The organism is Pseudomonas sp. MF08875 (assembly GCF_059862525.1).
In genome coordinates this window covers 54,559-79,358 of the sequence record NZ_JCBCUW010000027.1, presented here as the reverse complement: position 1 = coordinate 79,358, position 24,800 = coordinate 54,559, and the positions used below count along the sequence as shown (strand labels likewise).

25 protein-coding genes are annotated in these 24,800 nt (G+C 63.4%); 9 read left to right on the top strand and 16 right to left on the bottom strand.

All coding sequences use genetic code 11. The annotated features are described in order from the left end of the window. Positions 1-225: 225 nt before the first annotated feature. The 3 genes from AC19YT_RS17115 to AC19YT_RS17105 form a co-directional block, all read right to left on the bottom strand. A complete protein-coding gene (locus AC19YT_RS17115) occupies positions 226-1,218 on the bottom strand; it encodes an AraC family transcriptional regulator (protein ID WP_011077865.1) in 993 nt (330 codons plus the stop codon). 3 nt (positions 1,219-1,221) lie between these two features. Beyond that, complete coding sequence (locus tag AC19YT_RS17110) at positions 1,222-2,235, bottom strand: AraC family transcriptional regulator (RefSeq protein WP_176465174.1); 1,014 nt, start codon at positions 2,233-2,235, stop codon at positions 1,222-1,224. A 323-nt stretch (positions 2,236-2,558) separates the two neighbouring features. Beyond that, entirely contained in the window at positions 2,559-3,815 is a 1,257-nt protein-coding gene (locus AC19YT_RS17105) for an OprD family porin (protein WP_011077863.1), read from the bottom strand. A 378-nt stretch (positions 3,816-4,193) separates the two neighbouring features. Between AC19YT_RS17105 and antA the strand changes: the two genes are divergently transcribed. From antA to AC19YT_RS17065, 8 genes are all read left to right on the top strand, one after another. Beyond that, complete coding sequence (gene antA, locus AC19YT_RS17100) at positions 4,194-5,597, top strand: anthranilate 1,2-dioxygenase large subunit (RefSeq protein WP_500610677.1); 1,404 nt, start codon at positions 4,194-4,196, stop codon at positions 5,595-5,597. A gap of 2 nt (positions 5,598-5,599) precedes the next feature. Then, entirely contained in the window at positions 5,600-6,091 is a 492-nt protein-coding gene (gene antB, locus AC19YT_RS17095) for an anthranilate 1,2-dioxygenase small subunit (RefSeq protein ID WP_011077860.1), read from the top strand. An 18-nt stretch (positions 6,092-6,109) separates the two neighbouring features. Next, complete coding sequence (gene antC / locus AC19YT_RS17090; RefSeq protein ID WP_011077859.1) at positions 6,110-7,135, top strand: anthranilate 1,2-dioxygenase electron transfer component AntC; 1,026 nt, start codon at positions 6,110-6,112, stop codon at positions 7,133-7,135. 105 nt (positions 7,136-7,240) lie between these two features. Further along, entirely contained in the window at positions 7,241-8,401 is a 1,161-nt protein-coding gene (locus AC19YT_RS17085; RefSeq protein ID WP_095111087.1) for an ABC transporter substrate-binding protein, read from the top strand. A 64-nt stretch (positions 8,402-8,465) separates the two neighbouring features. Further along, positions 8,466-9,377 carry a branched-chain amino acid ABC transporter permease gene (locus tag AC19YT_RS17080; RefSeq protein WP_016502303.1) on the top strand — a complete coding sequence of 304 codons (912 nt, stop codon included), beginning with the start codon at positions 8,466-8,468 and terminating at the stop codon, positions 9,375-9,377. Positions 9,378-9,387: 10 nt separating this feature from the next. Further along, positions 9,388-10,407, top strand: coding sequence for a branched-chain amino acid ABC transporter permease (locus AC19YT_RS17075; RefSeq protein ID WP_500610676.1), 1,020 nt, complete (start codon positions 9,388-9,390; stop codon positions 10,405-10,407). After that, entirely contained in the window at positions 10,404-11,153 is a 750-nt protein-coding gene (locus tag AC19YT_RS17070; RefSeq protein ID WP_500610675.1) for an ABC transporter ATP-binding protein, read from the top strand. Before AC19YT_RS17075 ends, AC19YT_RS17070 begins: the two co-directional genes overlap by 4 nt. Then, positions 11,146-11,832, top strand: a complete 687-nt coding sequence (locus AC19YT_RS17065; RefSeq protein WP_011078047.1) for an ABC transporter ATP-binding protein — start codon at positions 11,146-11,148, stop codon at positions 11,830-11,832. Before AC19YT_RS17070 ends, AC19YT_RS17065 begins: the two co-directional genes overlap by 8 nt. A 188-nt stretch (positions 11,833-12,020) precedes the next feature. Here the strand turns inward: AC19YT_RS17065 and AC19YT_RS17060 are convergent, their stop codons facing one another. The 13 genes from AC19YT_RS17060 to AC19YT_RS17000 all read right to left on the bottom strand — a co-directional run bounded on the left by AC19YT_RS17060 (position 12,021) and on the right by AC19YT_RS17000 (position 23,393). After that, a complete protein-coding gene (locus AC19YT_RS17060) occupies positions 12,021-12,638 on the bottom strand; it encodes an NIPSNAP family protein (RefSeq protein WP_095111085.1) in 618 nt (205 codons plus the stop codon). 2 nt (positions 12,639-12,640) lie between these two features. Next, positions 12,641-13,819, bottom strand: a complete 1,179-nt coding sequence (locus AC19YT_RS17055; protein ID WP_500610674.1) for an alpha-hydroxy acid oxidase — start codon at positions 13,817-13,819, stop codon at positions 12,641-12,643. Between the two features lie 118 nt (positions 13,820-13,937). Continuing rightward, entirely contained in the window at positions 13,938-15,215 is a 1,278-nt protein-coding gene (locus AC19YT_RS17050; protein WP_500610673.1) for an OprD family porin, read from the bottom strand. Between the two features lie 216 nt (positions 15,216-15,431). Then, complete coding sequence (locus AC19YT_RS17045) at positions 15,432-15,932, bottom strand: flavin reductase (protein ID WP_095111082.1); 501 nt, start codon at positions 15,930-15,932, stop codon at positions 15,432-15,434. A 19-nt stretch (positions 15,933-15,951) separates the two neighbouring features. Next, the gene (locus AC19YT_RS17040; RefSeq protein WP_095111081.1) at positions 15,952-16,911 is read right to left on the bottom strand and encodes a PDR/VanB family oxidoreductase; all 960 of its coding nucleotides are present in this window, start codon (positions 16,909-16,911) and stop codon (positions 15,952-15,954) included. 79 nt (positions 16,912-16,990) lie between these two features. Next, on the bottom strand, positions 16,991-17,731 hold the full coding sequence (locus tag AC19YT_RS17035) for an SDR family NAD(P)-dependent oxidoreductase (protein ID WP_500610672.1): 741 nt from the start codon (positions 17,729-17,731) through the stop codon (positions 16,991-16,993). Between the two features lie 10 nt (positions 17,732-17,741). Then, positions 17,742-18,221, bottom strand: coding sequence for an aromatic-ring-hydroxylating dioxygenase subunit beta (locus AC19YT_RS17030; protein ID WP_095111079.1), 480 nt, complete (start codon positions 18,219-18,221; stop codon positions 17,742-17,744). Between the two features lie 11 nt (positions 18,222-18,232). Next, positions 18,233-19,510, bottom strand: a complete 1,278-nt coding sequence (locus AC19YT_RS17025) for an aromatic ring-hydroxylating oxygenase subunit alpha (RefSeq protein WP_095111078.1) — start codon at positions 19,508-19,510, stop codon at positions 18,233-18,235. Positions 19,511-19,557: 47 nt separating this feature from the next. After that, positions 19,558-20,088 carry a nuclear transport factor 2 family protein gene (locus AC19YT_RS17020; RefSeq protein ID WP_095111077.1) on the bottom strand — a complete coding sequence of 177 codons (531 nt, stop codon included), beginning with the start codon at positions 20,086-20,088 and terminating at the stop codon, positions 19,558-19,560. A 15-nt stretch (positions 20,089-20,103) separates the two neighbouring features. Then, positions 20,104-20,463 carry an IacB protein gene (locus AC19YT_RS17015; RefSeq protein ID WP_095111076.1) on the bottom strand — a complete coding sequence of 120 codons (360 nt, stop codon included), beginning with the start codon at positions 20,461-20,463 and terminating at the stop codon, positions 20,104-20,106. 28 nt (positions 20,464-20,491) lie between these two features. Continuing rightward, positions 20,492-21,664: an acyl-CoA dehydrogenase family protein gene (locus AC19YT_RS17010; protein WP_500610671.1), complete on the bottom strand. Its 1,173-nt coding sequence runs from the start codon at positions 21,662-21,664 to the stop codon at positions 20,492-20,494. A gap of 27 nt (positions 21,665-21,691) precedes the next feature. Continuing rightward, positions 21,692-22,804, bottom strand: coding sequence for an amidase (locus AC19YT_RS17005; RefSeq protein WP_500610670.1), 1,113 nt, complete (start codon positions 22,802-22,804; stop codon positions 21,692-21,694). Between the two features lie 274 nt (positions 22,805-23,078). Continuing rightward, a complete protein-coding gene (locus AC19YT_RS17000) occupies positions 23,079-23,393 on the bottom strand; it encodes a hypothetical protein (RefSeq protein ID WP_500610669.1) in 315 nt (104 codons plus the stop codon). Between the two features lie 202 nt (positions 23,394-23,595). Here AC19YT_RS17000 and AC19YT_RS16995 point away from each other — a divergent pair, with 202 nt between their 5' ends. Beyond that, positions 23,596-24,747, top strand: coding sequence for an ABC transporter substrate-binding protein (locus AC19YT_RS16995; RefSeq protein WP_500598295.1), 1,152 nt, complete (start codon positions 23,596-23,598; stop codon positions 24,745-24,747). The last annotated feature ends 53 nt before the right edge of the window (positions 24,748-24,800 follow it).

Sequence of the window (24,800 nt, the reverse complement as noted above, 5' to 3'; positions counted from 1 at the left end):
GGCAATACATTTGCTGCGGCTGATAGGCCGCCATCGCGGGCAGGCCCGCTCCCACAATTGAACGGTGCGGTGGCTGGGATTTAATTTTTCCTCTGTGGGAGCGAGCCTGCTCGCGATGGGCGGCACTGAGTAGCGGTGACGAATGATCGGTGTAAGACCGTTGCTCCCACAATTCAGTGAGGGTGATAGCGCAATGTGCGGCCAGGCCACCGCGCCCCCGGTCACTTACTGGGCAATAGTCTGGTGCGGCAGCTCGCCGAAGCGTTCGCGGTAGTAGCGGGCGAAGCGGCCGAGGTGGGCGAAGCCGTGTTCCAGGGCGACTTCGGTGATGCTCAGCTCGCGGCCATCGCGCAAGCGCTCGCGCACGGCTTCGAGCCGCAGGTTGCGCAGGCGCTCCATGGGGGTTTGCCCGTAGCAGCGCTGGCACAGGGTGTTGAGGCTGCGCACGCTCATCCCCGCCGTGGCCGCCAGCTCGGTGAGGGACAGCGCTTCCCCCAGGCGGCTGCGCATCAAGCCTTCGATCTTGTGCAACTGGCGCAACGCCTGGCGCTGGGCCGGGGACCCGGCCAAGGCCAAACCTTCGACTTTCGGCGGGTGGGTGAGCAAAAACAGCGGCAGGCTTTCTTCCAGGTGCCGCAGCCAGTGGCCATGGGCCGGTTCGCCGGCGCTGGCCCCCAGTTGTTCCAGCAGGTCATCCACCAAACGTAGCCAGCCACGGGCCTGGCCCGTGTCGAGCCGGTAGGCTGGCGGCAGGCTGAAATCGGCGGCCAGCCCACCTTCGTCCACCAGCCGTTCCTGCATCAGGCGCAACAACGCGCGCGGCACCTTGAGCAATAGCTGTTCGCAACCGCGGTGCCACACCAGCCGCGCCTGGCGGTTGGGCGAGAGCACCGCCACCTGCCCCGCTTCCAGCTCCAGGGCCAAGCCGTCGCATTCGATACTGGCGCGCCCGCGCAGGGGCATTTGCATCAGCACGAAATCGGTGAACGGCCGGGGCCGCACCTCAACCTCCGCGCCATAACGCAACACAAACAGTTGGCAGCGCCCCACTTGCGCGCGAAAGAACGCCGTATCGACCGTGCCTGCGCGCCAACTCAGGTCGTGCTCGACCAACTCACGGGCCAGCAGCCGATGGCTTTCCTGGCGCGATTGGCTGGTGAACACCGGCGTTTGGCACAGCCGCGACAGGTCGAGCCCCGCCCCCGCTAACCCGGCCATGGCTCAAAGCGACCGGTTGCGGCGGGCTTCGTTGCGTTGCAGGGTGCTGCTGGGCGTCTCGTCGAACAACTTGCGGTACTCGCTGGAGAAACGGCCCAGGTGGTTGAAGCCCCAGCCCATGGCGATCACCGAAATATTGCGCGCCGAGTTGTCTTCGAGGATTTCCTGGCGTACGGCGTCGAGGCGGTACTTTTTCAGGTAGGCCATGGGCGACATGCCGAAGTATTTCTTGAAGCCTTCGAACAGCTTGAACCGCGACACCCCGGAGATCGCCTCGATGTCCTCCAGGTGCAGCACCTCGCGGGCGTTATCGTGGATGTACTGCTTGGCGCGGATCAGGTAGTGCGGCAGCTTCACGCCGAGCACGTCGCGCAATTCGTCGGAGTAGTTGTTGGGCTGGGCGAGGATCAAGCCCTTGATAAGCGAACTTTCGATATCACGGGTGAAAAAGGTCTGGTCGTACAGCTCGCGGCTGCGCTCCAGTTCGCCGATGAAATAGCGCGCCATGCGCCACCAGGACGCAGACGCGCCGTTGACCGCGTCCATCACCGGCTCGAACCGCAGGGGCGTTTCCAGGGGCCGTTGCAGCATGTCTTCCAGGGATTTGCGCATGGCCGCGCGGGTGATAACCACCTGCACCTTGCGGCAATCGCCATTGATGGTCAGTTCCTGGTTTTCGTGGGGCGAGACGATGATTGCGCTGTCGCGGTCGGAGGTCACCTGGCAGCCGTCCTTGCTCAGGTGCTGCTCGCCCACCAGGGGCAGGCTGAGGCTGTAGCTGTTGAGGTGTTCGACGTCTTCGATGCCCACCGTCACGTCCGTGCCGTACTCGATCACCCCCAGGGTGGTGGACATCGACTTGAGCACATTGGCGCTGTGATGGAACTGGATGCGGTTGGGGTACTGGGTCTTGAGCAGGTGCGGCCCGCAGATCCCGGCCATCCACTGTCGCGCGCCATTGAGGTCATAGCGCTCTATACGAATGTCTCGAACATGCACATCAAGGCTTGTACTCATCACGGGGCACCCACGGCTGTTTGCTGTTTTTTTGTACGCGCTCTGACGGCACGTCTTACGGTCAAACAGCAATCTTCATGCCGCGTGGGGCGCCGCGGGGCCCTTGCGAAATATGCGGATATCATTCAGCGACTAATCGGCCAGCGATAGCACAACGCCAGGAATTCCCGCTTCCCCACGCGCCCCAAACCACACAGTGGCGCTGCAAAAATGCACACAGATGAGCCGCCGGTGCGCCGGGCAGGTATCCCCCAGCGGCGGGGTTGGGTATTACCTGCCCAGATCGGCCGGCGGGTGTTACCCCACCGGCCGGCGGCACCGGTTTACCAGAATTTCCAGGTGTAGGTGGTAATCAGGCGGTTTTCGTCGAAGTCATTGCCGTGGCGGAACTTGACGTTGATGTTGCGCAGCTCTACGCCGAGGTTCTTCAGCGGCCCCTCCTGGACCACGTAGGAGAGGTAGATATTGCGCTCCGACTCGCTGTTGTCGCTCAGGGCGCCGCGGTCGATATCGCTGCCACGCATGTACCGCGTCATCAGGCGCAGGCCCGGCAGGCCGAGGCCGGCGAAGTCGTAGTCATAGCGCGCCTGCCAGGATTTTTCGTTGGGCTTGACGAAGGCAACCGCCGACCAGTTCACCAGGTACGGCTGCGGGGCGTAGCCATTGAGGGTGGGGAACGTGCTGTCGCCGAGCATGCGCTGGTAGCCCAGGCCAAAGGAGTGGGCGCCCTTGCGTAGGGTGGTCATGGCGCCGTAGGAGCGGTTGTCGATGCGCCCATAAAGGGCATCGCCGTCTTCCTTGTTATTGAAATAGCGCAGGTCGGTCTTGAGCGCATAGCCACTGCCCAGGTCGGCCAGGTAGGTGGCGCCCAGGTAATGCTGGCGGTAGATGTCTTCCAGTTGCCCGTAAAAGTAGGTGCCGGTCAGGGCCGGCGTGAAGGCGTAACTGGCGCCACCGAAGTTCAAGCCGTCACTGCGCCGCTGCACATCGGGGCCGTTGAACAGGTACATTTTTTCGCTGTTGGAGGATTCGCGGCCGCTGATTTCGGTGAAGCGCCCGCCGGTCAGGGTGAGTTTGTCCACCTCCTTGGATTCGATCAGCGTGCCGTGGTAGGTGGTCACCAATTGCCGCGAATCGTCGGTGTAGGCCACCGGCAGCGTGGGCCGGTGTTCGCCGTATTTGAGCTCGGTCTTGGAATAGCGCACTTTCGCCGTGTAGCCGCCGCGCCCGTAGTCGGTGGCCTGCTCCTGGCGGCGGGTGCTGTAGGGGATGATGCTGTCCGGGCCGCGGCCGCCACCGCCGTCGAGCCGGTAGGCGTATTGCATCGAGGCGTCGAGGGCAAATTGCAGGGTGCCTTCGGTGTAGCCGGAGTTGAAGCGCAGGTCAAAACCCTGGGTCCAACTGCCGACCCGGGAGTTCTTCGGGTTGTCACCCTTGAAGTCGCGGTCGATATAAAAGTTACGCAACCCCAGGGCCAACTGGCTGTCTTCAACGAAGTCCGCCTGGGCCAGCATCGGGGTCATTAATGCCGCCAGGCTGGCCGTTTGCATACCACGGGTAAACCAACTCGCTTGAAACATAACTTATCCCTCTCTTTTAATGTGCGGGCACATTAAGTAGCGGTGCGACCAAAGTAGCCGCCCCAATAGTTGGCAGTTGTTTCTTTATTAAATTTTTAAGCATGAGTCGTTCGGGTCGATGCCGGGCCGGCCACTGGGCAAACCCGCATCGCCAGTGATTAAGCGCCAATGGCGCCAGACTCTCTAGCCTGTTAATTCGAGACTCGTATCCAGTTACTTGGCGTTATCGCCCACGGCCAGGGCCGCGCCGGGCGGCCAATTTTATGGCCTGTGTTCACCGATAAAGCGGATAGACCCAACCCCCCGCAACTTATTTAATGCAGGCACAGCGTATTTATTGAATGCACGAATTAGCCCGATGCAACGAGGTATCGATTAATGAGCAGTGCAAGAAGCGTCGAACAATGGAAAAACTTTATTGAAGGCTGCCTGGACTTTCGCCCCGCCGACGGCGTCTTCCGGATTGCCCGGGATATATTCACCGAGGCGGACTTGTTTGATCTGGAAATGGAGTTGATCTTCGAGAAGAACTGGATCTACGCCTGCCACGAAAGCGAAATCGCCAACAAGCATGACTTCATGACGATGCGCGCCGGGCGCCAGCCGATGATTATTACCCGCGACGGCGAGGGCCAGCTCAATGCCCTCATCAACGCCTGCCAGCACCGCGGCACCACCCTGACCCGCGTCGGCAAGGGCAACCAGTCCACCTTCACCTGCCCGTTCCACGCCTGGTGCTACAAAAGCGACGGCCGCCTGGTCAAGGTCAAAGCCCCCGGCGAGTACCCCGAAGGGTTCGACAAGGCCACCCGTGGCCTGAAAAAAGCGCGCATCGAGAGCTACAAGGGCTTTGTGTTCATCAGCCTCGACGTCGACGGCCAGGACAGCCTCCAGGAATTTTTGGGCGACGCCAAAGTGTTCTTCGACATGATGGTCGCCCAATCACCCACCGGTGAGCTGGAGGTGCTGCCGGGCAAATCGGCCTACACCTACGACGGCAACTGGAAGCTGCAAAACGAAAACGGCCTGGACGGTTATCACGTCAGCACCGTGCACTACAACTACGTGGCCACCGTGCAGCACCGCCAGCAGGTCAACAACGAAAAAGGCCTGACCAGCGCCGACACCCTGGACTACAGCAAGCTCGGCGCCGGCGACAAGGAAACCGACGACGGCTGGTTCGCCTTCCACAACGGCCACAGCGTGCTGTTCAGCGACATGCCCAACCCCAGCGTGCGCCCCGGCTACGCCACCATCATGCCGCGCCTGCTCCAAGAGTACGGCCAGGGCAAGGCGCAGTGGATGATGCACCGCCTGCGCAACCTGAACATCTACCCCAGCATGTTCTTTCTCGACCAGATCAGCTCGCAGTTGCGCATCATCCGCCCGATTGCCTGGAACAAGACCGAGATCAACAGCTTCTGCCTGGGCGTGGTGGGCGAGTCGGATGCCGACCGGGAAAACCGCATCCGCCAGTTCGAGGACTTCTTCAACGTCTCCGGCATGGGCACCCCCGATGACCTGGTGGAGTTCCGCGAAGCCCAGCGCGGCTTCCAGGCACGCCTGGAGCGCTGGAGCGACATCTCCCGGGGCGTGGGCAAATGGGTCGAAGGCCCCACGGCCAACAGCGAAACCATCGGCATCTCGCCGGCGTTGACCGGCACCGAGTTCACCCACGAGGGCCTCTACGTCAACCAACACGGCAACTGGCAGCGCTTTTTGCTCGAAGGCCTGGCCCGCAAGGCCGAGCAAGAGCAACCGTTGAAACTGCGTGAGGTGTGAACATGAATTCGCAACTGCAATACCGCGTCGAGCAATTTCTCTATCGCAACGCCGAGGCCTGCGACGCCCAGGACTGGGACACCTACCTGTCGATGTTCAGCGACGACAGCGAATTCCACCTGCCGCAATGGGACTCGGAGCACGAGTACACCCGCGACCCGAAACGGGCCATGTCGCTGATCTACTACCCCAACCGGGGCGGCCTGGAAGACCGGGTGTTCCGCATCCGCACCGGCAAATCCGCCTCCACCGTGCCCATGCCGCGCACCCTGCACCTGCTCAGCAACGTGCGCATCGCGCCGCTGGCCGACGATGAGTTGGAGGTGCAAGTCAACTGGCACACCCTCTACTACCGCCTGCAAACCGCCGAGCAGTTCTTCGGCCGCGCCACCTACCGCCTGCGGCCCGATGGCGAGAGCTGGAAGATCGCCCGCAAGCACGTGCTGCTGCTCAACGACACCATCAATTCGGTGCTCGATTTCTATCACCTCTGACTGGCGGAAGTCTGGATCATGAGCCACAAGGTCGCCTTCAGTTTTGCCGACGGCAAAACCCTGTTCTTCCCGGTACAGAGCCACGAAATCCTGCTCGATGCGGCGTTGCGCAACGGCATCAACATCCCCCTGGACTGCCGCGAGGGCGTGTGCGGCACCTGCCAGGGGCGCTGCGAATCGGGCCAGTACAGCCAGGACTATGTCGACGACGAAGCGCTGTCGGCCGAAGACCTGCGCCAACGCAAGATGCTCACCTGCCAGACCCGGGTCAGCTCCGACGCCGCGTTCTACTTCGACTTCGCCTCCAGCCTGTGCAATGCCCCAGGGCCAGGCCGGCTCAAGGGCATCGTGCGCGCGGTGGAGCAGGTTTCGCCCAACACCGCGATCCTGCACCTGGACGCCGGCGCCGATGGCCAGCAACTGGATTTCCTGCCCGGCCAATACGCCCGCCTGCAAATACCCGGCACCCACGGCCAGCGCTCGTACTCCTTCGCCAACCGCCCTAACAGCGGCAACCAGTTGCAGTTCTTGATCCGTTTGCTGCCCGACGGGCTGATGAGCAACTACATCCGCGAACGCAGCCTGATCGGCGACGAAATCCTGCTGGAAGCGCCCCTGGGGGCCTTCTACCTGCGCCACGTCGACAAGCCGCTGGTGTTCGTCGCCGGCGGCACCGGCCTGTCGGCCTTTTTGGGCATGCTCGACGAAATCGCCGAGCGCGGCGGTTGCGGCCACCCGGTGCACCTGTACTACGGCGTGCGCAACGCCGCGGACCTGTGCGAAACCCAGCGCATCGCGGCCTACGCCGAACGCATCCCGGGCTTTCGCTTCACCCCGGTCATCAGCGACCCCAGCCCGGACTGGCACGGCAAGCGCGGCTACATCACCGAGCACTTCGACCTGGCCGAGTTCCGCGACCAGGCCCTGGACATGTACCTGTGCGGGCCGCCGCCGATGGTCGAGTCGATCAAGCAATGGCTCGACACCCAGGCCCTGGACCAGACCCGCCTGTACTACGAGAAATTCACCCAGAGCAACACCTGACACGGGAAGCCACCCCCACAACACATTCCAGGCGCCCGAAATTTTTTACTGCCCTCCACTAATAACTACAGCCCGTGCGATGCGGGCTTCACTAAAGGCGGCACTATGAAAAAACAACTCGTGGGTACACTCCTGGCGGCCAGTTGCCTGGCCAGCCTTGCGGCCCAGGCCCAAGACCCGGTGCGCATCGGCTTCATCACCACCCTCTCCACCCCGGCCGGTTACCTGGGGGAAGACTCGCGCGATGGCTTTCAACTGGCCATCGACCAGGAGGGCGGCAAGCTCGGCGGCGTACCGGTGAGCCTGCTGGTGGAGGACGATGGCCTGCAACCGGCGCGCGCCAAGCAGATCATCGACCGCATGAGCCTGGACGGCATCTCGCTGTACACCGGGGTGATCTTCTCCAACGTGCTGGCGGCGGTGGTCAACACCGCGACCAAGGACGGCTTCTACATCAGCAACAACACCGGCCCCTCCAGCCTGGCCGGCAAACAGTGCAAGCCCCACTACTTCGTGGCCTCGTACCAGAACGACACCATCCACGAAATGGCCGGCGTCGCCGCCAACGACCTGGGCTACAAGAAAATGGTCATCCTCGCCCCCAACTACCAGGGTGGCCGCGATGCCCTGGAAGGCTTCAAGCGCACCTTCAAGGGTGAAGTCACCGAGATCTACACCAAGCTCAACCAACTGGATTTCTCGGTGGAGCTGGCCCGGGTGCGCTCCTTGGCGCCTGACGCGATTTTCCAGTTCCACCCTGGTGGTGCCGGCATCAACTTCGCCAAGCAGTACGGCAGCTCGGGCCTGAACAAGAGCATCCCGATGGTGGTGCCGGTGTTCTCCATGGACGAACGCATGCTCGCCGCCACCGGTGATGTGGCCAAGGGCATGAACATCGTCACCCTGTGGAACCCCGGCTCCACCAACCCGGCCAACCAGGCCTTCGTCAAGGCCTTCAACGATAAGTACAAGCGCGTGCCCACCGTGTACGCCGCGCAAACCTACGACACCGCCCGCCTGATCGGCGCCGCCCTGAAAACCGTGGACGGCAACCTCAAAGACCCCGAGGCCTTGCGCAGTGCTCTGCGCAACGTCACGTTCGACTCGATCCGTGGCGACTTCGCCTTCGGCAAAAACCAGCACGCGGTCATCGACTGGTATTTGCTGCGGGTAGAGGCCGATGCCAACGGCAAGTTGGTCCAGGTGCCGGTGCAGACCATCGCCAAGGCGCAAGTGGACAGCTTCGCCGCCGAGTGCGCGCTGTAAGCCGACCTTCCGGTCCCGTGCCTGGCGGCCTTACCCGCCAGGCACCTTGCGTAGGATTCCCCGCATGCTGCTACTCGAACAAATCCTCAATGGCCTGCAATACAGCGCCCTGCTGTTTTTGCTGGCCTCCGGCCTGACGCTGATCTTCGGCATCATGGGCGTCATCAACCTGGCCCACGGCGCCTTCTACATGGTCGGCGCGTTCTGCGCGGCCTACACCGCGTCGCTGAGCGGCTCGTTCTGGCTCGCCGGGTTGGCGGCGGTGATCGGCTCGGCCCTGTACGGGCTGCTGATCGAAACCAGCATCATGCGCCGCCTCTACAACCGCGATCACCTCGACCAGGTACTGGCCACCCTGGCGGTGGTGTTCTTCACCAACGAGTTAATCACCGTGCTGTTCGGCCGCAGCCCACCGGCCATGCCCACGCCCGAGTGGTATTCGAGCTTCGTCGAAGTGCTGCCGGGGTTGATGTACCCGGTCAGCCGCTTGCTGTTCATCGCCGCCGGGGCCGTGGTGGCGATCGCCATGTGGCTGCTGATAAACCACACGCGCCTGGGCATGCTGATCCGCGCCGGGGCCGACGACCACGAAATGGTCGGCGCCCTGGGGGTGAACATCGCACGCCTGTACACCCTGGTGTTCGTGTTCGGCTGCGTGCTTTGCGGCCTCGCCGGGTTCATGGCCGCACCCTTGCTGTCGGTGGAAATCGGCATGGGTGAAAAGGTCTTGATTACCACCTTCGTGGTCATCGTGGTCGGCGGTGTCGGCTCGGTGCGCGGCGCCCTGGCCGGGGCCTTGCTGATCGGTATGGTCGATGGCCTGGGGCGCGCGTACATCCCGCAATTGCTGGACCAACTGTTGCCCGCCGAAGTCAGCGGCACCCTGAGCGGCGGGCTGATTTCCGCCAGCGCCTACATCGTCATGGCCGTGGTGTTGCTGGTCCGCCCCCGCGGCCTGCTGCCCGCCCGTGCCTGAGGAGAACCCCATGTCCCGTCGAGTCCTGATCGACCTGCTTTGCCTGGCGACGTTCGCCCTCCTGCCGCTGCTGGCCTCGCTGCTGCACGAACCCTTTCTGGTCAGCCTGTTTACGCGCCTGGCGATCTACGGCATGGCCGCCGCCAGCCTGGACCTGCTGATCGGCTATGGCGCGATGATTAGCTTCGGCCACGCGGCTTTCTTCGGCCTGGGCGGCTACGTGGTGGGGGTGATCGGTTTTCACACCTCCCAGGCCTTGCCGCTGTGGGGCTGGGACGGTTCCAACAGCGCGCTGCTCGTTTGGCCGCTGTCGCTGCTGGTGTGCGCGCTGTTTGCCGTGGTGGTGGGCTACCTGTCGCTGCGTACCAGCGGGGTGCAATTCATCATGATTACCCTGGCGTTCGGCCAAATGCTCTATTTCGTCCTCAGTTCGCTGTCGTTGTATGGCGGCGACGACGGCATTTTGCTCAGCGAGCGCAACACCCTGCCGGGCATCGACCTGGATAACCCGGTGCAGTTCTACTACCTGTGCCTGGGCCTGTTGGTGGCTTGGCTGCTGTTCTGCCGGCGCCTGGTCAATTCGCGTTTCGGCTACGTGCTGCGCGGCCTCAAGCAAAGCGAACGGCGCAGCATCAGCCTGGGCCTGCACCCGCTGCGCTATCGCCTCGGGGCGTTTGTCATCGCCGGTGTCGGGGGGGGCCTGGCGGGCATTCTCTGGGCCAACTACGCGATGTTCGTCAGCCCGAACATGGGCGCCTGGCACAAGTCCGGCGAACTGATGGCGATGGTCATCCTCGGCGGCGTCGGCACCCTGCTGGGGCCGGTCCTCGGCGCCGCCGTGTACCTGGGCCTGGAACAGGTGCTCAGCCTGTGGACCGAGCACTGGCTGCTGATCTTCGGCCCGTTGCTGCTGGTGGTGGTGCTGTTCGGCAAAAAAGGCCTCTACGGCTTGCTGCTCAGCCCCTGGCCATGGCGGCGCAAGCCGTCGGCCGCGCCAACCGCAATCGCCCAACACGAGGTACGCCCATGAACCCGCAACTGTCGGTCCAGGCCCTGGAAAAAACCTTTGGCGCGGTCAAGGCCACCAACGGTGCGAGCTTCGATATCGCCCCGGGAGAACTACACGCCATCATCGGCCCCAATGGCGCCGGCAAATCGACCCTGATCGCGCAGATCGCCGGGGAGATCCGCCCGGACAAGGGGCGCATTTTCCTCAACGGCCAGGACATCACCGACGTACCCGCCCACCAGCGCCCGCGCCTGGGCCTGGCGCGAGCCTTCCAGGTCAGCCAGCTGTACCCGGAATTCACCCTGCTGGAAAACGTCGCGGTGGCGATCGCCGCCCGCGACGGCCAGACCTTCGGCCTATGGAAGCCGCTGGCCAGCGACCAGAGCCTGCTGGCCCCCGCCGCCGACTACCTGGCGCGGGTGGGCCTGGTGGCCCGCGGCCATGCGCAAGTCAGCGCGTTGTCCCACGGCGAGCGCCGGCAACTGGAAATCGCCCTGGCCCTGGCCCAGGAAGCCTCGGTGCTGTTGCTGGACGAACCGATGGCAGGCATGGGCGCCCAGGAGTCGGCGCGCATGACCCAACTGTTGCTCGAACTCAAGGGCCGCTACGCGATCCTGCTGGTGGAGCACGACATGGACGCCGTGTTTGCGTTGGCCGACCGTATCACCGTGCTCGTCTATGGCCAGACCATCCTCACCGGCAGCGTCGAGCAGGTGCGCAACGACCCGCACGTACGCGCCGCCTACCTGGGAGAAGAACATGCTTGAAGTCAGGGGTTTGCAGGCCGGCTACGGCCTGAGCCAAGTGTTGTTCGACATGCACTTGAGCATCGAACAAGGCCAGGTGGTGTCGCTGATCGGCCGTAATGGCATGGGCAAAACCACCACTGTCAAATCGATCATGGGCCTGCTCAAGCCCAGCGCTGGCAGCGTGCTGATCCACGGCCGGGAAATGCGCGGCGCGCCGTCCTACCGCATCGCCCAGGCCGGGTTGGGGCTGGTGCCCGAAGGCCGGCGCGGCTTCGCCAGCCTGAGCGTGCGGGAAAACCTGCTGGCCACCGCCACACGGGGCAAGTGGGACCTGGCGCGGGTCTACCAGTTGTTTCCGCGTTTGCAGGAGCGCCAGGACCAGTTGTCCAAGACCCTTTCCGGCGGCGAGCAGCAAATGATGGTGGTGGCCCGCGCCCTGCTGACCAACCCGCAGTTGCTGATCCTCGACGAAGCCACCGAAGGCCTGGCGCCGATCATCCGCGAAACCATCTGGAGTTGCCTGGCCAGCCTCAAGGCCGAAGGCGAAACCATTTTGGTGATCGACAAGAACCTCAAGGAAATGGCCCGCGTGGTGGACTGCCACCACATCATCGAGAAAGGCCGCCAGGTGTGGAGCGGCACCCCCGCCCAACTGGCCCAGGCGCCGCAGTTGTCACAGCGCTACCTGGGGGTGTGAACAGGGAGGCGGTGCCAAACATCACTCTTGAACTGTGGGGGGCTTGTGTGGGAGCGGGCCGGCCCGCGATGGCGGCTTCTAAGTTGCAAGAAACGTATCGCCTGTACCGGCCCCATCGCGGGCAGGGCCCGCTCCCACTGGGGATGGCCAGCCCCTTCTCCCACCGAGCACCGCGCCTGCCAGGGTGTTTATTGCAACGGCGAAAACGGCGCCGGCAGGTACACGGCCGAGTGCATGTCGCGCAGTTGCGGGCCTGAGTTTTCCGGGGGCCAGACGCCGTCCTGCACCGCGCGGGTACGCACGTCCAGGCGTTGTTCCAAGGAGGCATAAGGCCAGATGTGCAGGTAGCGCGGCAAGCGGCCATCGGTGGCATAAAACGCGGCGTACACCGGCGAGTAGCCAGGCCCGGTGCGTGGCCCCACGGCGTTTTCCCAGCCCTTGAGCGTCGGCGCCAGGCCGGCGGGCACCAGGTCGTAGACGCGCAATTCATAGAACGGCCCATGGCGCCCGGCAGGCAACGGTTGCAGGAAGGGAAACAGCGAATAGTTCTCCACCCGCATATCGGTGAGGTAAGCGTCGATGCCAAAGGCGTCGGCTGTGGCCAGGTAACGCTCGCGCTCGGCCTGGCGTGCGCCTTCGTCGGCAAAGCCGCGCAGCACCGTGATCTGGTTCAGCGGGCCGATTTCCGAGGCCCAGCAGCCCATCAGCGTGCCCCCGGCCTGGGCCAAGCGCGGCTCAAGGCAGGCCATGGCCGAGGTGACGGTGCGCACGCGCACGGTAAAGGTCATCAATTCGTAAAGTTTCATCATTACCTCCTGCGCTCCCACAGGTTGTCGCGGCCCAAGAGGCTGAGGTGGGTGCAGCCCATCAGGTTGAGGGTTTGCACCAGTTCCTGGGTCAACAGATCCAGGGCCCGCCCGGCGCCCGCTTCGCCAGCCACGGCGACGCCGTAGAGGGTGGCGCGGCCCAGCAGCACGGCATCGGCGCCCAGGGCCAGGGCCTTGACGATGTCGCTGCCCCGGCGAATGCCGCCGTCCAGCAGCAGGCTGAGCCGGCCGCGGGCCTGGGGGGCGATGGCGGCCAGGGCGGCGAGGCTGCTCGGGGCGCCATCCAATTGCCGGCCGCCGTGGTTGGACACCACCACCCCATCGAGCCCCAGGGCAATGGCGCGCTCGACGTCCGCCGGGTGCAGCACGCCTTTGAGCAGCAGGCGTTCACCCCATTGGTCGCGTAGGCGCGCCAGTTTGTCCCAGTCGAGCAAGCTGTCCATCTGCCGGCCGATAAACGCCATCGAACCCAAGGCATTGCGTTCGTTGAGCGGCAGGTAAGGCTCCAGGTTGCCCATGCCCGGCAGCCCGGCCGGCCACATCACTTGCTGCAGCCAGCGCGGGTGGCGCAGCACGTCGAGCGTGTTGCGCCACGCCAACTGGCGCGGCTTGGCGAAATTGCGCCGGTCCCACTCGCGGTTGCCCAGCACCATGGCATCGCAGGTCAACAGCAGGGTGCGGCTGCCCACGGCAGCGGCGCGGCGCAGCAGGTCGTTTTGCACACGGTGGTCGCCCATGGCGTAGAGCTGGAACCACAGGTTCACTTCTGGCACCGCCGCCACCAATGCCTCAAGGGAAGTATTGGCAGCGGTGCTCAGGCAAAACGGCAAGCCTCGGGCCGTGGCCGCCCGGGCCAGGTGAATGTCGGCATCGCGGTGCAGCAAGCCGTTGTAGCCGGTCGGCCCGATCAGCAGGGGCACGGGCAACACCCGCCCCAGCACGGCCCGCGCCGTGGCGGGCGGATGGCACGGCACCATGGCGCGGGCGTGCAGGCCATAGGCGCTGAACCCATCGAGGTTGTCGGTGAGGGTCAGTTCATCCTGCGCCCCGCCGCTCAGGTATTCCCAGGCGAAATACGGCAGGCGCCGGCGGGCCATGTCGGCCAGTTCGGCAACGCTGTGGACCCGACTCAAGTCGCGGCCCCGGTAAAAACGACGCATAGGTAATCCTTGGAGGGCGGCGTAAACGCGCCGCGAAAAAAAGCCCGGCAAGAGTGGCCCGGGCGAAGGAAACCGGTGAAGCGCGAGGCTGCCCGATGCGCGGGCAGCACCGGAGCTGTCAGAACTTCCAGGTGTAGGTGGTAATCAGGCGGTTTTCCTCATAGTCCGCGCCCGAGGCCTTGCCGTTGCCGTAGCGGGTTTTCACGTCGATGCGCCGCCATTCAAACCCCACGTCCTTGAGTGGCCCGCTTTGCACCACATAACCAAGGACGATGTTGCGTTCACTCTCGACGTTTTGGTCCAGGTCGTTGCGGCCACGGTCCACGCCGCTGCCACGCAGGTAGCGGGTCATGAATTTGAGCCCCGGCAAGCCCATGCCGGCGAAGTTGTAGTCATAGCGCAATTGCCAGGAACTCTCGTTGGGCTTGACGAACGCCACCGTGGACCAGTTGACCAGGTACGGCTGCGGCGCGTAGCCGTTGAGGGTCGGGAAGGAGGAGTCGCCGAGCATGCGCTGATAGCCGACACCCAGGGCATGGGCGCCCTTTTTCAGGGTGGTCATGACGCCGTAGGACTGGTTGTCGATATCTCCATATAGGGCCTTGCCGTCTTCACTGTTATTGAAGTAACGCAAGTCCGTCTTCAGGCCATAACCGCCGCCCAAGTCATGGTTATAGGTCAAGCCCAGGTAATGTTGCTTATAGATATCTTCCAACTGCCCAAAAAAGTAAGTAGCCGACAAGTTCGGGGTAAATGCATAGGTCGCGCCACCAAAGTTCAAGCCGTCACTGCGCCGCTGCACATTGGGGCCGTTGAACAAGTACATCTTCTCGGTGTTGGAGGATTCGCGCGAACTGATTTCGGTAAAGCGCCCGGCGGTGAGGGTCAGGTTGTCCACGTCCTTGGATTCAAGTTGTACGCCGTGATAGGTGGTAATCAACTGCCGCGAATCGTCCATGTAGGCCACGGGCAACGTGGGCCTTAGTTCACCGATTTTCAGTTCCGTCTTGTTGTAGCGCACCTTGGCGGTGAGCGCCGCGCGGCCGTAGTCACGCACTTGCACGCCCTTGCTGGCGTCATACGGGATGATCGTGTCTGGGCCCCGGCCACCGCCGCCGTCCAGGCGATAGGCGTACTGCGCCGAGAGGTCCAGGCCGAACTGCAGCGTGCCTTCGGTGTAGCCGGAGATCGCGCGAAAGTCGAAGCCTTGGGTCCAGCTGCCAATACGCGATTGCGGCGCGTCATGTTGTTTGTAGTCGCGGTCGATATAAAAGTTGCGCATCCCCAGGCTGACTTGGCTGTCATCAACGAAGTCGGCCTGTGCAACCACAGGTGTGAAGATCCCCATCACGGCCGCAGTGGTGACGCCACGGCTTACCCAGCTCTTCTGGAACATTGAACTTTCCTTCTTTTTTACATGCACACAGGCACGGCTAGTGGAAGCAGATTAATTCAGCAAAAGTGAAACTTCGGCAGTCAATCCGCAGTATTGTTTTTATAACCACTTACTGCAAAAAAGTCGTAACACAGCCATTCGCCATAACAGCGACAACCGCTTTTTTATTTATTCTTGAAACACAACGAACAGGAAAACTCTTATCAACTTACTGCATCAGGAAGTCGCTTTGGAGGCATCTCCCAAACGGTGGTAGGCGCGGTTGAAATACACCAGGCCTTCCTGGCTTTCGCCATTGCGGATACCCAATACCTCGCAATAGAAAATCGTGTGGGAACCCACTTCATGGGCCTGGGCAATGCGGCAGTCGAAACTCACCAGCGCCTCGTCCAGCAGCGGCGCGCCGCTTTCCAGGGTGCTCCAGGAGGCGCAGGAAAACCGTTGCTCGGTGTCCAGGTGACGGTTGGAAAACGCCCCCGAGACTTCCTGGTGCCCGGGCGTCAGCACGTTCACGCTGAGCACACCGTTGCTCTTGAAATGCACGTTGGAAAACGACGAGCGATTCATGCACACCAGCAAGGTCGGCGGCTGGTCGGTGACGCTGCACACCGCCGAGGCGGTGAAGCCGAAACGCCCGGCGGGACCGTCGGTGGTGATGACCGACACCGCGCCACCGAGCATTGCCATTGAGTTACGAAATCCAGTTGTATCGACCATGGTCTTACCCTCCGGTCTATCAGATATCCAGCACCAGTTTCTTGGACTTGGCCCGGGAACAGCACACCAGAATCTGGTCATTGGCGCTTTTTTCGTCGTCGGTGAGGTAGACGTCGCGGTGGTCCGGCTCGCCTTCAATCACGTCGCACAGGCAAGTGCCGCACACGCCCTGCTCACAGGACACTTCAATCTTGATACCCACCGCCGTCAGGGCCTCGACGATGCTTTGGCCTTCGGCCACTTGCACGGTCTTGCCGCTGCGCTGGGCCACCACTTCAAAGCCTGCGCCCGAGGCGTCGACTTCGACCTGGAAGTATTCGCGGTGCACATGGTCGTCCGCGTAGCCCGCGCCCAGGGCCTGGGCGATGACCCAGTCCATGAACCCGGCCGGCCCGCAGACGTACACATGCACCCCGGCCTGGGGCGTGCCCAGCACGCTGCGCAGGTCCAGCTTCTGGGCCTCGCCCTCGTCGTCGAAGTGGGTGTGCACCCGGGCCGCGAACGCCGCGTTGCCCAGTTCATCGAGGAAGGCGCTGCGGCCCCGGGAACGGCCGCAGTAATGCAGCTCGAAATCGCTGTCGCGGGCGTTCAGGGCGTAGGCCATGGCCACCATCGGCGTGATGCCGATACCGCCGCCGATCAGGATCGAGCGCCGCGCCTCGCCCGCCAGGGGGAAGTGGTTGCGCGGCAGGCTGATGTCGATTTCCCGCCCTACTTGCATAAGCTCATGCACCGCCAGGGAACCGCCGCGCGAGGCCGGGTCCTTGAGCACGCCCAAGCGATAGGCGCCGGCGTTGGCCGGGTCGCCGCACAGGGAATACTGGCGCACCAGCCCGGCCTTGAGGTGGATATCGACATGGGCGCCCGCTTCGAAGGCGGGCAAGGCCTGCCCCGACGGGTCGCCCAGGTCGAGGACGACGACACCTTCGCCCTGCTCCTCGCGCTTGCGCACGACGACTTTCAATAATTGATCGCTCATACAGGACCATCCTGAATTCGTTGTCGGGCCGCGCACCTGGGCGCGCCCCGCTGTGGTTGCAAACCTGCAGCCGGCACGCTTAACGCATGAACAGCCCGCCGTTCACGTCCCAGGTCGCCCCGGTGGTGAAGTAGGCGTCTTCGCCGGCCAGTTGCACGACCAGTTTGCCAATGAACGCGGCGTCCCCCAGGCGCTTGACCGGGATGCCCTCGATCAGTTTTTCCAAGCGCTCGGGCGGCACGGCGGCGCGCACCGCCGGCGACTCGATGGGCCCCGGGGCGATGGCGTTGACCGTGACCCCGCTCGCCGCCAGCTCTTTGGCGAAGATCTTGGTCAGGGTGATGATCGCGCCCTTGGACGCCGCGTAATGGGCGCCCGTGGCCGTGCCGCCGTTCTGCCCCGCCAGGGAGGCCATGTTGATGATCCGCCCGTAGCCCTGCGCGGCGAGGTAGCTGCCCAGCACCTGGCAGCCGACAAAGGTGCCGCGCTGGTTGACGCTGACCACCCGGTCGAATTCCTCCGGGCTGATCTGCATCACAGGCGTGGTCATGGTCATGGCCGCGTTGTTGACCAGTACATGCAGTTGGCCCCAATGGGCCACTACTTGCGCCAGCGCCCCTTCAAAATCGGCCTTGTCGGCCACGTCGAGTTTGAGCGCCAGCACCCGCTCGCCGCTGGCGTCCAGTTGCGCGGCGCAGGCTTGCGCCGCCGCCAGCGAGCGGTCGCTTATCACTACCCGGTAACCGGCGCCCAGCAGTTGCTCGGCGATACTCTTGCCCAGCCCCTGGCCGGCGCCGGTGACCAATGCGACCTGTGTCATGGCGTAGCCCTCAGAGGATGTAGCCGATACCCGCCAGGGTGTCGGTGGAGTTGATGAGCTGGATCAGCTTGCGCTGGATCTTGAAGCTGTCGCCGCTGCGCACCAGCTCGAAGGTGACGTCGGCGGTGTACTGCTTGAGCACGTCCTTGCGGAACTCGCGCAGGTTCTGCGCGCACCGCACGGTGACCACGCCCTGCTCGTCGCTGAGCACGCGAAAGCGCGACTGGCTACGCACGGTGCGCGCCCGTGGCGTGGTGGAGATCGACTCGCCGCTGGTCAGGCGCGTGACGCGCAACTGGCGCATGTGGTGGTCGTCGTAGGCGTAGTTGAGGGTGTTCTCGAAATCGGTTTCCAACGGGTCGATGGGGATGATGTAGGTCGCCGTCTCGGTCCACAGCTCCAGCCACGCGGCGAATTCGCCGTGGTCGAGCATGTCCGCTTCCTGCCAGATGAAAGCGCTGACTTGGTTGAGCAATTGCAGGTTGTTCATGGGGTTCTCCGTCACTTGGCCGACATCATCTTTTTCCACTGCTGGTAGCCCGCCCGCATACCGGTTTCGGCGCTCACGTCGCTCACCCGGCCATCGGCGGAGGCTTTCTCGCCCGGCAAACCACGGTTGAGCATGATCCACAGGTCGCTGCCGGCGCTGGCGCCGCGCTGTACGCGCTCCCAGGCTTCGGAGTCGTCCGGGGTGCCAAAGCCCATCGGGCCCTGGAAGTGTTCGTGCAGGCGCAGGCGATAACGGTTGGCCACGGCCGGGCCGCCGTCCATGGTGATGACGGCGTGGTGGATCTCGGTTTCGTTCACCGCGATCGGTTGCAGCACCCGGAAGAACGCCATGGAGCAAGCGATGTTGGGGAACAGGTTGAGGTTGAAGCCCGAACCGCCCACCGCGCGCACGATGCGCCGCACCGCCGCCTCCTCGTGGCCTTCGGCGCGCAGTTGCGCGGCGAGGTCTTCGAAGCGCTCCGGGATCGGCAGCTCGAGGTTGGCTTCAAGGTCCACCAGGTCGGGGATCATCACCATCACGCTGTGGCCGTTGCCCAGGTCTTCGACGTAGCCCGGCCCTTGCACGAAGTCGAACAACTCCAGGGTCTGCTCGTCCACCGAGGACAGGAACGACTTATGCACCAACGGGAAGTGGTAGGCGTCGGTGGTGTTTTCCAACTGGATTTTCCAGTTGCCGGGGAAGCGGAAGCGGTGCTCACCGCCGACTTTCACCGGGTAGCCGGCGCCCTGCTTCATGAACAGGTCGATCCATTTTTTCGCCGCCCCCAGGTAGTCGGCCAACGGCTCGATATCGTCCTTGAAGGTGGCGAAGATCATGCCGTTGTATTGCTCCACCCGCAGGCTGACCAGGGGCAGTTCGGCCTTGTCCAGGCAATCGGCGTAGCTTTCCGGGTGTGGCACACCGCGCAGGCTGCCGTCCAGGGCGTAGCTCCAGCCGTGGTACGGGCAGACGAAGCTGTTGGTCTTGCCCTTTTTGTGTTCGCACACTGTGGCCCCGCGGTGGCGGCAGCGGTTAAGCAGCACGTGCACGTCTTTTTTGCGGTCGCGCACCACGATCACCGGTTGCTTGCCGATGTAGGTGCTCTTGTAGCTGCCGGACTCGGGAATTTCGCTGGCGTGGGCCACCCAGATCCAGGTGCTGTAGAAGATCTTTTCCAGTTCCTCGTCGAACAGCTTGGCGTCGGTGTACAGCGACGTGTGCACGCGGTCGCTCTGGACCAGGTCGGACGGGCAAGCGTCCAGGGTTACGGTGTTTATCAGGTTATTCACGGTCACTCCTCGTCGGCTCGGTTCGCCGACTCTAAGAATTCTGGGGGTCACTGGCCGGGCTTGCCGGGCACGGGCAGGTGCGCGGCGCTGTTCCAGGTGCTCACGGGGCGGCTGAACAGGTTCTCGGTCTGGAAGTGCGCCATGCGCCACTGCCCTTGCTCCCGGGTAAAACGCACCGTCAGGCGGGCGCTGTTGAGGTGCGAGGCCCCCGAGGCGAAGGTCGAGGCCTGCAACATCACCCAACTGGCCTGGGCGCTGTCACCGCTGACCTGGATCAGCTCCGAGGTCAGGAAGTGCACGTTCAGCGAAAAATGCGCAGGCTCCACCATATAAGTGGCGAACATCGCCTTGATCGCCGCGCGCCCCTGATAGCCGCCGAAGCTGTTCTGGTACTTGGCACCCTTGCCTTCCCAGACCGCGTCTTCGGTGAACAGCCCGGCCAGTTCGTCGAGGGGCGAAGCCACGCCCAACTCGTCGCACAGGAACATGTAGCGGTTCATGCAGGCGCGGATCGCGTTCTCGCTTTCCAGTTGCTCCAGGCGCAGCTCCAGCGCGCGAATGTGCTCGTGTGACGACATGGCGACCTCGCAGGCTTAGCGCTGGATAATCAGTTCACGCCCGGTGCGGGCCTCGACCTTGCAGTACTTCCACAGTTTGTACGGGCCATCACCCACCGCCGTGGTACGGAACAGGTTGCAGGCGGCGTGGACGGTTTCGATGTCCGGCACGTCGGCCAGCAGGTAGGTGGTCCAGGGCCAGCCGGCGGACGGGCCGACCATGCTCTGGTCGTCGTCCATGTTGCCCAGCACGGTCACGCCCGGCAGGTCGGCGATGCCGTTCCACATGGCGCCGAACGCCGCCCAGACTTCCAGGGCTTCGGGGCGCGGGGCATCGAAGAAGTTTTGGTTGATGCCGATGCAAAACAGCACACGCAGGGCTTTTTTATCGCTCATGGGGTTCACCGATTCGAGTTGAGAAAAATTACAGGTAGCCGGGCAGCGGCTTGTTGCCGAAGAAAATCGCGCCGGCGTTCTGGTAGGTCATGTCGCCCATGAAGGCGTGCTGGGTAATGACCTGGGTGTCGTTGACAAAGCGCGACAGCGGGCTGGTGCGGTAGACCCCGCTCATGCCCGAGAGCATTTGCGCGGTGCGCGCCACCTCGGCTGCCACGCGGGTGGCGTGGGTCGAGGACAGGCGCAGCATGTTGGTCTGCTCGACGCTCACCGGGTCGCCCGCCAGGACACTGGCCCAGGCATCGTCGATGGCTTGGTAGAACCACGAACGCGCCGCCCGCAGGGAGGCTTCGGCCTTGGCCATTTCGACCTGGGCCAGGGGCCGGTCGGACAACGACGGCGCGCCGGTTACCGAGATGCGCCCGCTGGCCATGCCGCTCAACTCGTCCAGGGCCGCACGGGCCACGCCCAGGCCCACCACCGACAACACCTGAGTGGCAAAAGACAGCGACGGGTAGCGGAAGAACGGCTCGTCCAGGTTGGCCGGGCCGCCGCGCACGAAGGTCCACTCCTCCGGTACCACCACACCTTCGACCACCACGTCGTGGCTGCCGGTGCCGACCAGGCCCAAGACGTTCCAGGTTTCCTCGATGCGCACTTTTTCCCGTGGCATCACCGCCAGGCGTGGCAGGCCAAGCATCTCGCCGTTTTTCGGGCTGATGCCGACGCCGATCAGCGAGGCGCCCATGCAGCCGCTGGAGAACTTCCAGCGCCCGTTGACCTCCAACCCGCCCTCGACAAAAGCCGCAGGTTGGGGTGGAAAGATGCCGCCGGCGAAGACCACGTCGGGCGAGTCGGCGTAAATCTTCTTGATGGTTTCCAGGGGCAGCGCCGCCAGGTACACCGGGCTCATGCCGAAGCTTGCGACCCAACCGGCCGAGCCGTCGGCCACCGAGATGTCTTCGACCATTTGGCAGAACTCGGCGGGCGAGCGCTCGTCACCGCCAAAGCGCTTGGGCACCAGGGCACGGTACACACCGAGCGTGCGAAAGCGCTCGATGATGTCCTGGGAGATGAATTTCTGTTGGTCGAACTCTTCGCTGCGGGCGCGGGTACGGATCTCGGCCAGCAACTGTTGAAACGCTTCATTGGCCGTGATCGGCACGCAACGCTGTTGATTCAGCTCGCTTGGCGCGTTCATGGGTTTCTCCATAGTCAGCATCACGATTTACTCTTCCAGGCGCCGGGCCAGTTCGCGGGCGACTGCGCACAGCAGTTCGTCCGCGCCATGGGCGGCAATGAGTTGAAGGCCTACCGGCAGCCCCGAAGCGCTGTGCAACGGGATGCTCAGGGCCGGGTGGCCGGACAGATTGAAAGCGCGCACCAGGGACGTCATACCCAGGGCGGCGCGGGTGTCGGCCGCATCGGCGACCAGCAAGGGCAAATCGGGCATGGTCGGCAGGGCCAGGATCGGCGTGACGGCCAGGGCTGCGTCCACTTCCGCGGTAAAGGCGCGGCGGATAATGTCGGCATCGGCCAAGGCTTGAGGCGAGGTCAGGCTGGCGGCGCGCAGGCGCTCGGCGACGTCGTTGCCGACATGGCCGGTTGCCAGGAGATGGCCGCAAGCGGCCCAGGTTTCGCCGTTGATGACCGCCATTGCCGCGCCATAAGCAGCGGCCATGCCCGGCAGTGATTGCGCCACCAACGGCCAGCCGCAGCGGGCCAGGGCCTGGCTCACGGCCACCTGAACCGGGGCACAGGCCGCTACGCCGACCACGCCAATGGTCAGGCTGTGGGGCAACTTGGGTGTGGTGAAGGTGGGGTCGATGGCGTGCATCGCCGCGATCAGGCTGTCCATGTCCCGCGCCAGCGGACCCACGCAATCGAGGCTGCTGCGGGCGGGCATCACACCCTGGCGGCTGACACGGCCGAAGGTGGGTTTAAGGCCAAACACACCGCAGCAGGCCGCCGGTATGCGCACCGAGCCGCCAGTGTCGGTGCCCAGGGCCACATCGCACAGCCCCGCCGCCACCGCCGCCGCCGAACCACTGGAAGAACCGCCCGGGATGTAGCCCAGATAACGCGGGTTGGCCGGGGTGCCGGTCCAGGCGTTGAGGCCGGTGGTGCCGAAGGCCAGTTCATGCAGGCTGGTTTTGCCGGTGACCCGCCAGCCCGCCGCCAGCAATGCCGCCACCACCTGGGCATGTTCTGCCGCGGCCGGGGCATCGGCCAATGCACGGCTTGAAGCACGGGTCGGGTAACCGGCGATGTCGATGGTGTCTTTGACCATGACCGACAGGCCGTTTGCTCCTAAGGCTAAATCCTCGACAACGATCGACATGCGTTTGTACCTGTTTGTTAGGTGCCGCCAGAACGGACGACCTGAGCGTGGGGCCCGGGTAATCGCTTAAATCTAAAATCATAATATTTACGTGAATTGTCAATTGAATTTTACCAAATAAAAGAGTGTGTATTTTCGGTGCAAATTTTGCTGTTTCGCACCATCCGCGTGCAGTTTGGTAACACCGGAAAAAGGCCGTAAATCCCCGTAAAATAATATTTTTATTCATATAAATCAGTATGTTAAATAATAAACCATGACCGTTACCGCGCAATTATTCGGAAAAATCCCTAGGGTCTAATTTCGGAAAAAGTTGCCGAACAAAAAAATAATTCAGGGCAAAAACAGGCGTAAAAAACACATAAAAAACAGGCATTTTTTGCCCGTTAAAAAACCCGTTTCCGCGGCCCTCGGCCGCTTTCTTGATCCAGATCAAAGCCTTGTTCGGCCTGGTGTGCTGCCGGTTTTTCAGCGTCCGATGATGGCCTTCCAGTAGCCCTTTTCCGGCCCCTGGCCGCAGGGTCGTCGAGGCGGTGTTACCCCGGTCGCGGTAACAGCCTTTTGCCATGCACCAGGAAATTTCTGGCATGCAATCTGCTTTTGCCCTCAACGCCTTCGACCGATCACCCAGGGTCGCTGGCAGCCTCGCGGCTCGGTAACAGAGCCTGGGCACAGCAACCGTTCACCAAAAAAACAAATAGGGCCGCACCTTGGGCCGTGCTCGCACCCCGAGTGGTCGAGGCGGCTGGCCAATTAGCCTTTTGCAGCGTTGCAACTCTTCGGAGAAAGTCATGTTTTTCAGAAAAGCCGTGTCCACGTTGTTGTTGAGTGCCGCCTGCGCCACCGCTGCGCAAGCCGAAGTGAAAATCGGTGTCATCACCTCCTCCACCGGGCCGATTGCGTTGGTTGGCCTGCCGCAGAAAAACACTGTGCCGCTGCTGCCCACCCAGGCAGGCGACCAAGCAGTGAAGTACATCTCGCTGGATGACGGCAGCGACCCAACGGCCACGGTGAAGGCCCTGAAGAAGCTGATCGACGAAGAAAATGTCGATGCCATCATCGGCCCAAGCGGCTCGCCCAATGCCATGGGGGTGATCCAGTTCGTCGCCGAGGCCGGCGTGCCACTGCTGGCGCCGGTGGGCACCGCCGCTGTGGTGCTGCCCATGACCGAGCAGAAGAAATGGGTGTTCAAGACCACGCAAAACGATGACCTGATCGCCACCGCGCTGTTCGAGCACATGGCCAAGAAAGGCGTGAAGACCCTCGGTTTCATCGGCACCGCCGACCCCTACGGCGAGAACTGGGCCAAGGTCATGGCCGGCCTGGCCGCGCAGCAGAACATCAAGGTCGTGGCCAACGAGCGCTTCCAGCGCCAGGACACGTCGGTGACGGGCCAAAGCCTGAAAATTCTCGCCACCCGCCCCGACGCGGTACTGGTGGCCGCGCCGGGCAGCTCGGCGGTGATGCCGCAGACCACCCTGTTCGACCAGGGCTATCGCGGCCAGGTCTACCAGACCCACGGCGCGGCGCTGCCGGACTTCCTCAAGCTGGGCGGCAAGAAGGTCGAAGGCACCATCCTCGCCGCGAGCCTGATGCTGGTGCTCGATGAGATCCCCGACAGCCATCCGTCCAAGACCATCGCCCGCGACTACACCCAGGCCTACGAAAAACTCAACGGTAGCCAACCGGCGACCTTCGGCGGCAACACCTTCGACGCCGGCCTGCTGCTCAAGCAAGCGATCCCGATTGCCGCGAGCAAGGCCGCCCCCGGCACCCCGCAGTTTCGCGCGGCCCTGCGCGATGCCCTGGAACAAAGCCATGAAGTGGCCGGCACCCAAGGGGTCTACAACATGACGCCGCAAGACCACAGCGGCTTCGACCAGCGCGGCCGCGAGCTGATCGTGGTGAAAAACGGCACCTGGAAGTTGCTGCGCGACAACTAATCGACACCGGTCGCCCTGCCCGCGTGCCGACGCCTGACCCGGGTCGGCCTGCG

What these genes read in the sequence shown, in the direction of transcription:
- AC19YT_RS17115 (WP_011077865.1), bottom strand. Translation starts at nt 1,218, where the DNA reads ATGGCCGGGTTAGCGGGGGCGGGGCTCGACCTGTCGCGGCTGTGCCAA.
- AC19YT_RS17110 (WP_176465174.1), bottom strand. Translation starts at nt 2,235, where the DNA reads ATGAGTACAAGCCTTGATGTGCATGTTCGAGACATTCGTATAGAGCGC.
- AC19YT_RS17105 (WP_011077863.1), bottom strand. Translation starts at nt 3,815, where the DNA reads ATGTTTCAAGCGAGTTGGTTTACCCGTGGTATGCAAACGGCCAGCCTG.
- antA (WP_500610677.1), top strand. Translation starts at nt 4,194, where the DNA reads ATGAGCAGTGCAAGAAGCGTCGAACAATGGAAAAACTTTATTGAAGGC.
- antB (WP_011077860.1), top strand. Translation starts at nt 5,600, where the DNA reads ATGAATTCGCAACTGCAATACCGCGTCGAGCAATTTCTCTATCGCAAC.
- antC (WP_011077859.1), top strand. Translation starts at nt 6,110, where the DNA reads ATGAGCCACAAGGTCGCCTTCAGTTTTGCCGACGGCAAAACCCTGTTC.
- AC19YT_RS17085 (WP_095111087.1), top strand. Translation starts at nt 7,241, where the DNA reads ATGAAAAAACAACTCGTGGGTACACTCCTGGCGGCCAGTTGCCTGGCC.
- AC19YT_RS17080 (WP_016502303.1), top strand. Translation starts at nt 8,466, where the DNA reads ATGCTGCTACTCGAACAAATCCTCAATGGCCTGCAATACAGCGCCCTG.
- AC19YT_RS17075 (WP_500610676.1), top strand. Translation starts at nt 9,388, where the DNA reads ATGTCCCGTCGAGTCCTGATCGACCTGCTTTGCCTGGCGACGTTCGCC.
- AC19YT_RS17070 (WP_500610675.1), top strand. Translation starts at nt 10,404, where the DNA reads ATGAACCCGCAACTGTCGGTCCAGGCCCTGGAAAAAACCTTTGGCGCG.
- AC19YT_RS17065 (WP_011078047.1), top strand. Translation starts at nt 11,146, where the DNA reads ATGCTTGAAGTCAGGGGTTTGCAGGCCGGCTACGGCCTGAGCCAAGTG.
- AC19YT_RS17060 (WP_095111085.1), bottom strand. Translation starts at nt 12,638, where the DNA reads ATGAAACTTTACGAATTGATGACCTTTACCGTGCGCGTGCGCACCGTC.
- AC19YT_RS17055 (WP_500610674.1), bottom strand. Translation starts at nt 13,819, where the DNA reads ATGCGTCGTTTTTACCGGGGCCGCGACTTGAGTCGGGTCCACAGCGTT.
- AC19YT_RS17050 (WP_500610673.1), bottom strand. Translation starts at nt 15,215, where the DNA reads ATGTTCCAGAAGAGCTGGGTAAGCCGTGGCGTCACCACTGCGGCCGTG.
- AC19YT_RS17045 (WP_095111082.1), bottom strand. Translation starts at nt 15,932, where the DNA reads ATGGTCGATACAACTGGATTTCGTAACTCAATGGCAATGCTCGGTGGC.
- AC19YT_RS17040 (WP_095111081.1), bottom strand. Translation starts at nt 16,911, where the DNA reads ATGAGCGATCAATTATTGAAAGTCGTCGTGCGCAAGCGCGAGGAGCAG.
- AC19YT_RS17035 (WP_500610672.1), bottom strand. Translation starts at nt 17,731, where the DNA reads ATGACACAGGTCGCATTGGTCACCGGCGCCGGCCAGGGGCTGGGCAAG.
- AC19YT_RS17030 (WP_095111079.1), bottom strand. Translation starts at nt 18,221, where the DNA reads ATGAACAACCTGCAATTGCTCAACCAAGTCAGCGCTTTCATCTGGCAG.
- AC19YT_RS17020 (WP_095111077.1), bottom strand. Translation starts at nt 20,088, where the DNA reads ATGTCGTCACACGAGCACATTCGCGCGCTGGAGCTGCGCCTGGAGCAA.
- AC19YT_RS17015 (WP_095111076.1), bottom strand. Translation starts at nt 20,463, where the DNA reads ATGAGCGATAAAAAAGCCCTGCGTGTGCTGTTTTGCATCGGCATCAAC.
- AC19YT_RS17010 (WP_500610671.1), bottom strand. Translation starts at nt 21,664, where the DNA reads ATGAACGCGCCAAGCGAGCTGAATCAACAGCGTTGCGTGCCGATCACG.
- AC19YT_RS17005 (WP_500610670.1), bottom strand. Translation starts at nt 22,804, where the DNA reads ATGTCGATCGTTGTCGAGGATTTAGCCTTAGGAGCAAACGGCCTGTCG.
- AC19YT_RS17000 (WP_500610669.1), bottom strand. Translation starts at nt 23,393, where the DNA reads ATGCCAGAAATTTCCTGGTGCATGGCAAAAGGCTGTTACCGCGACCGG.
- AC19YT_RS16995 (WP_500598295.1), top strand. Translation starts at nt 23,596, where the DNA reads ATGTTTTTCAGAAAAGCCGTGTCCACGTTGTTGTTGAGTGCCGCCTGC.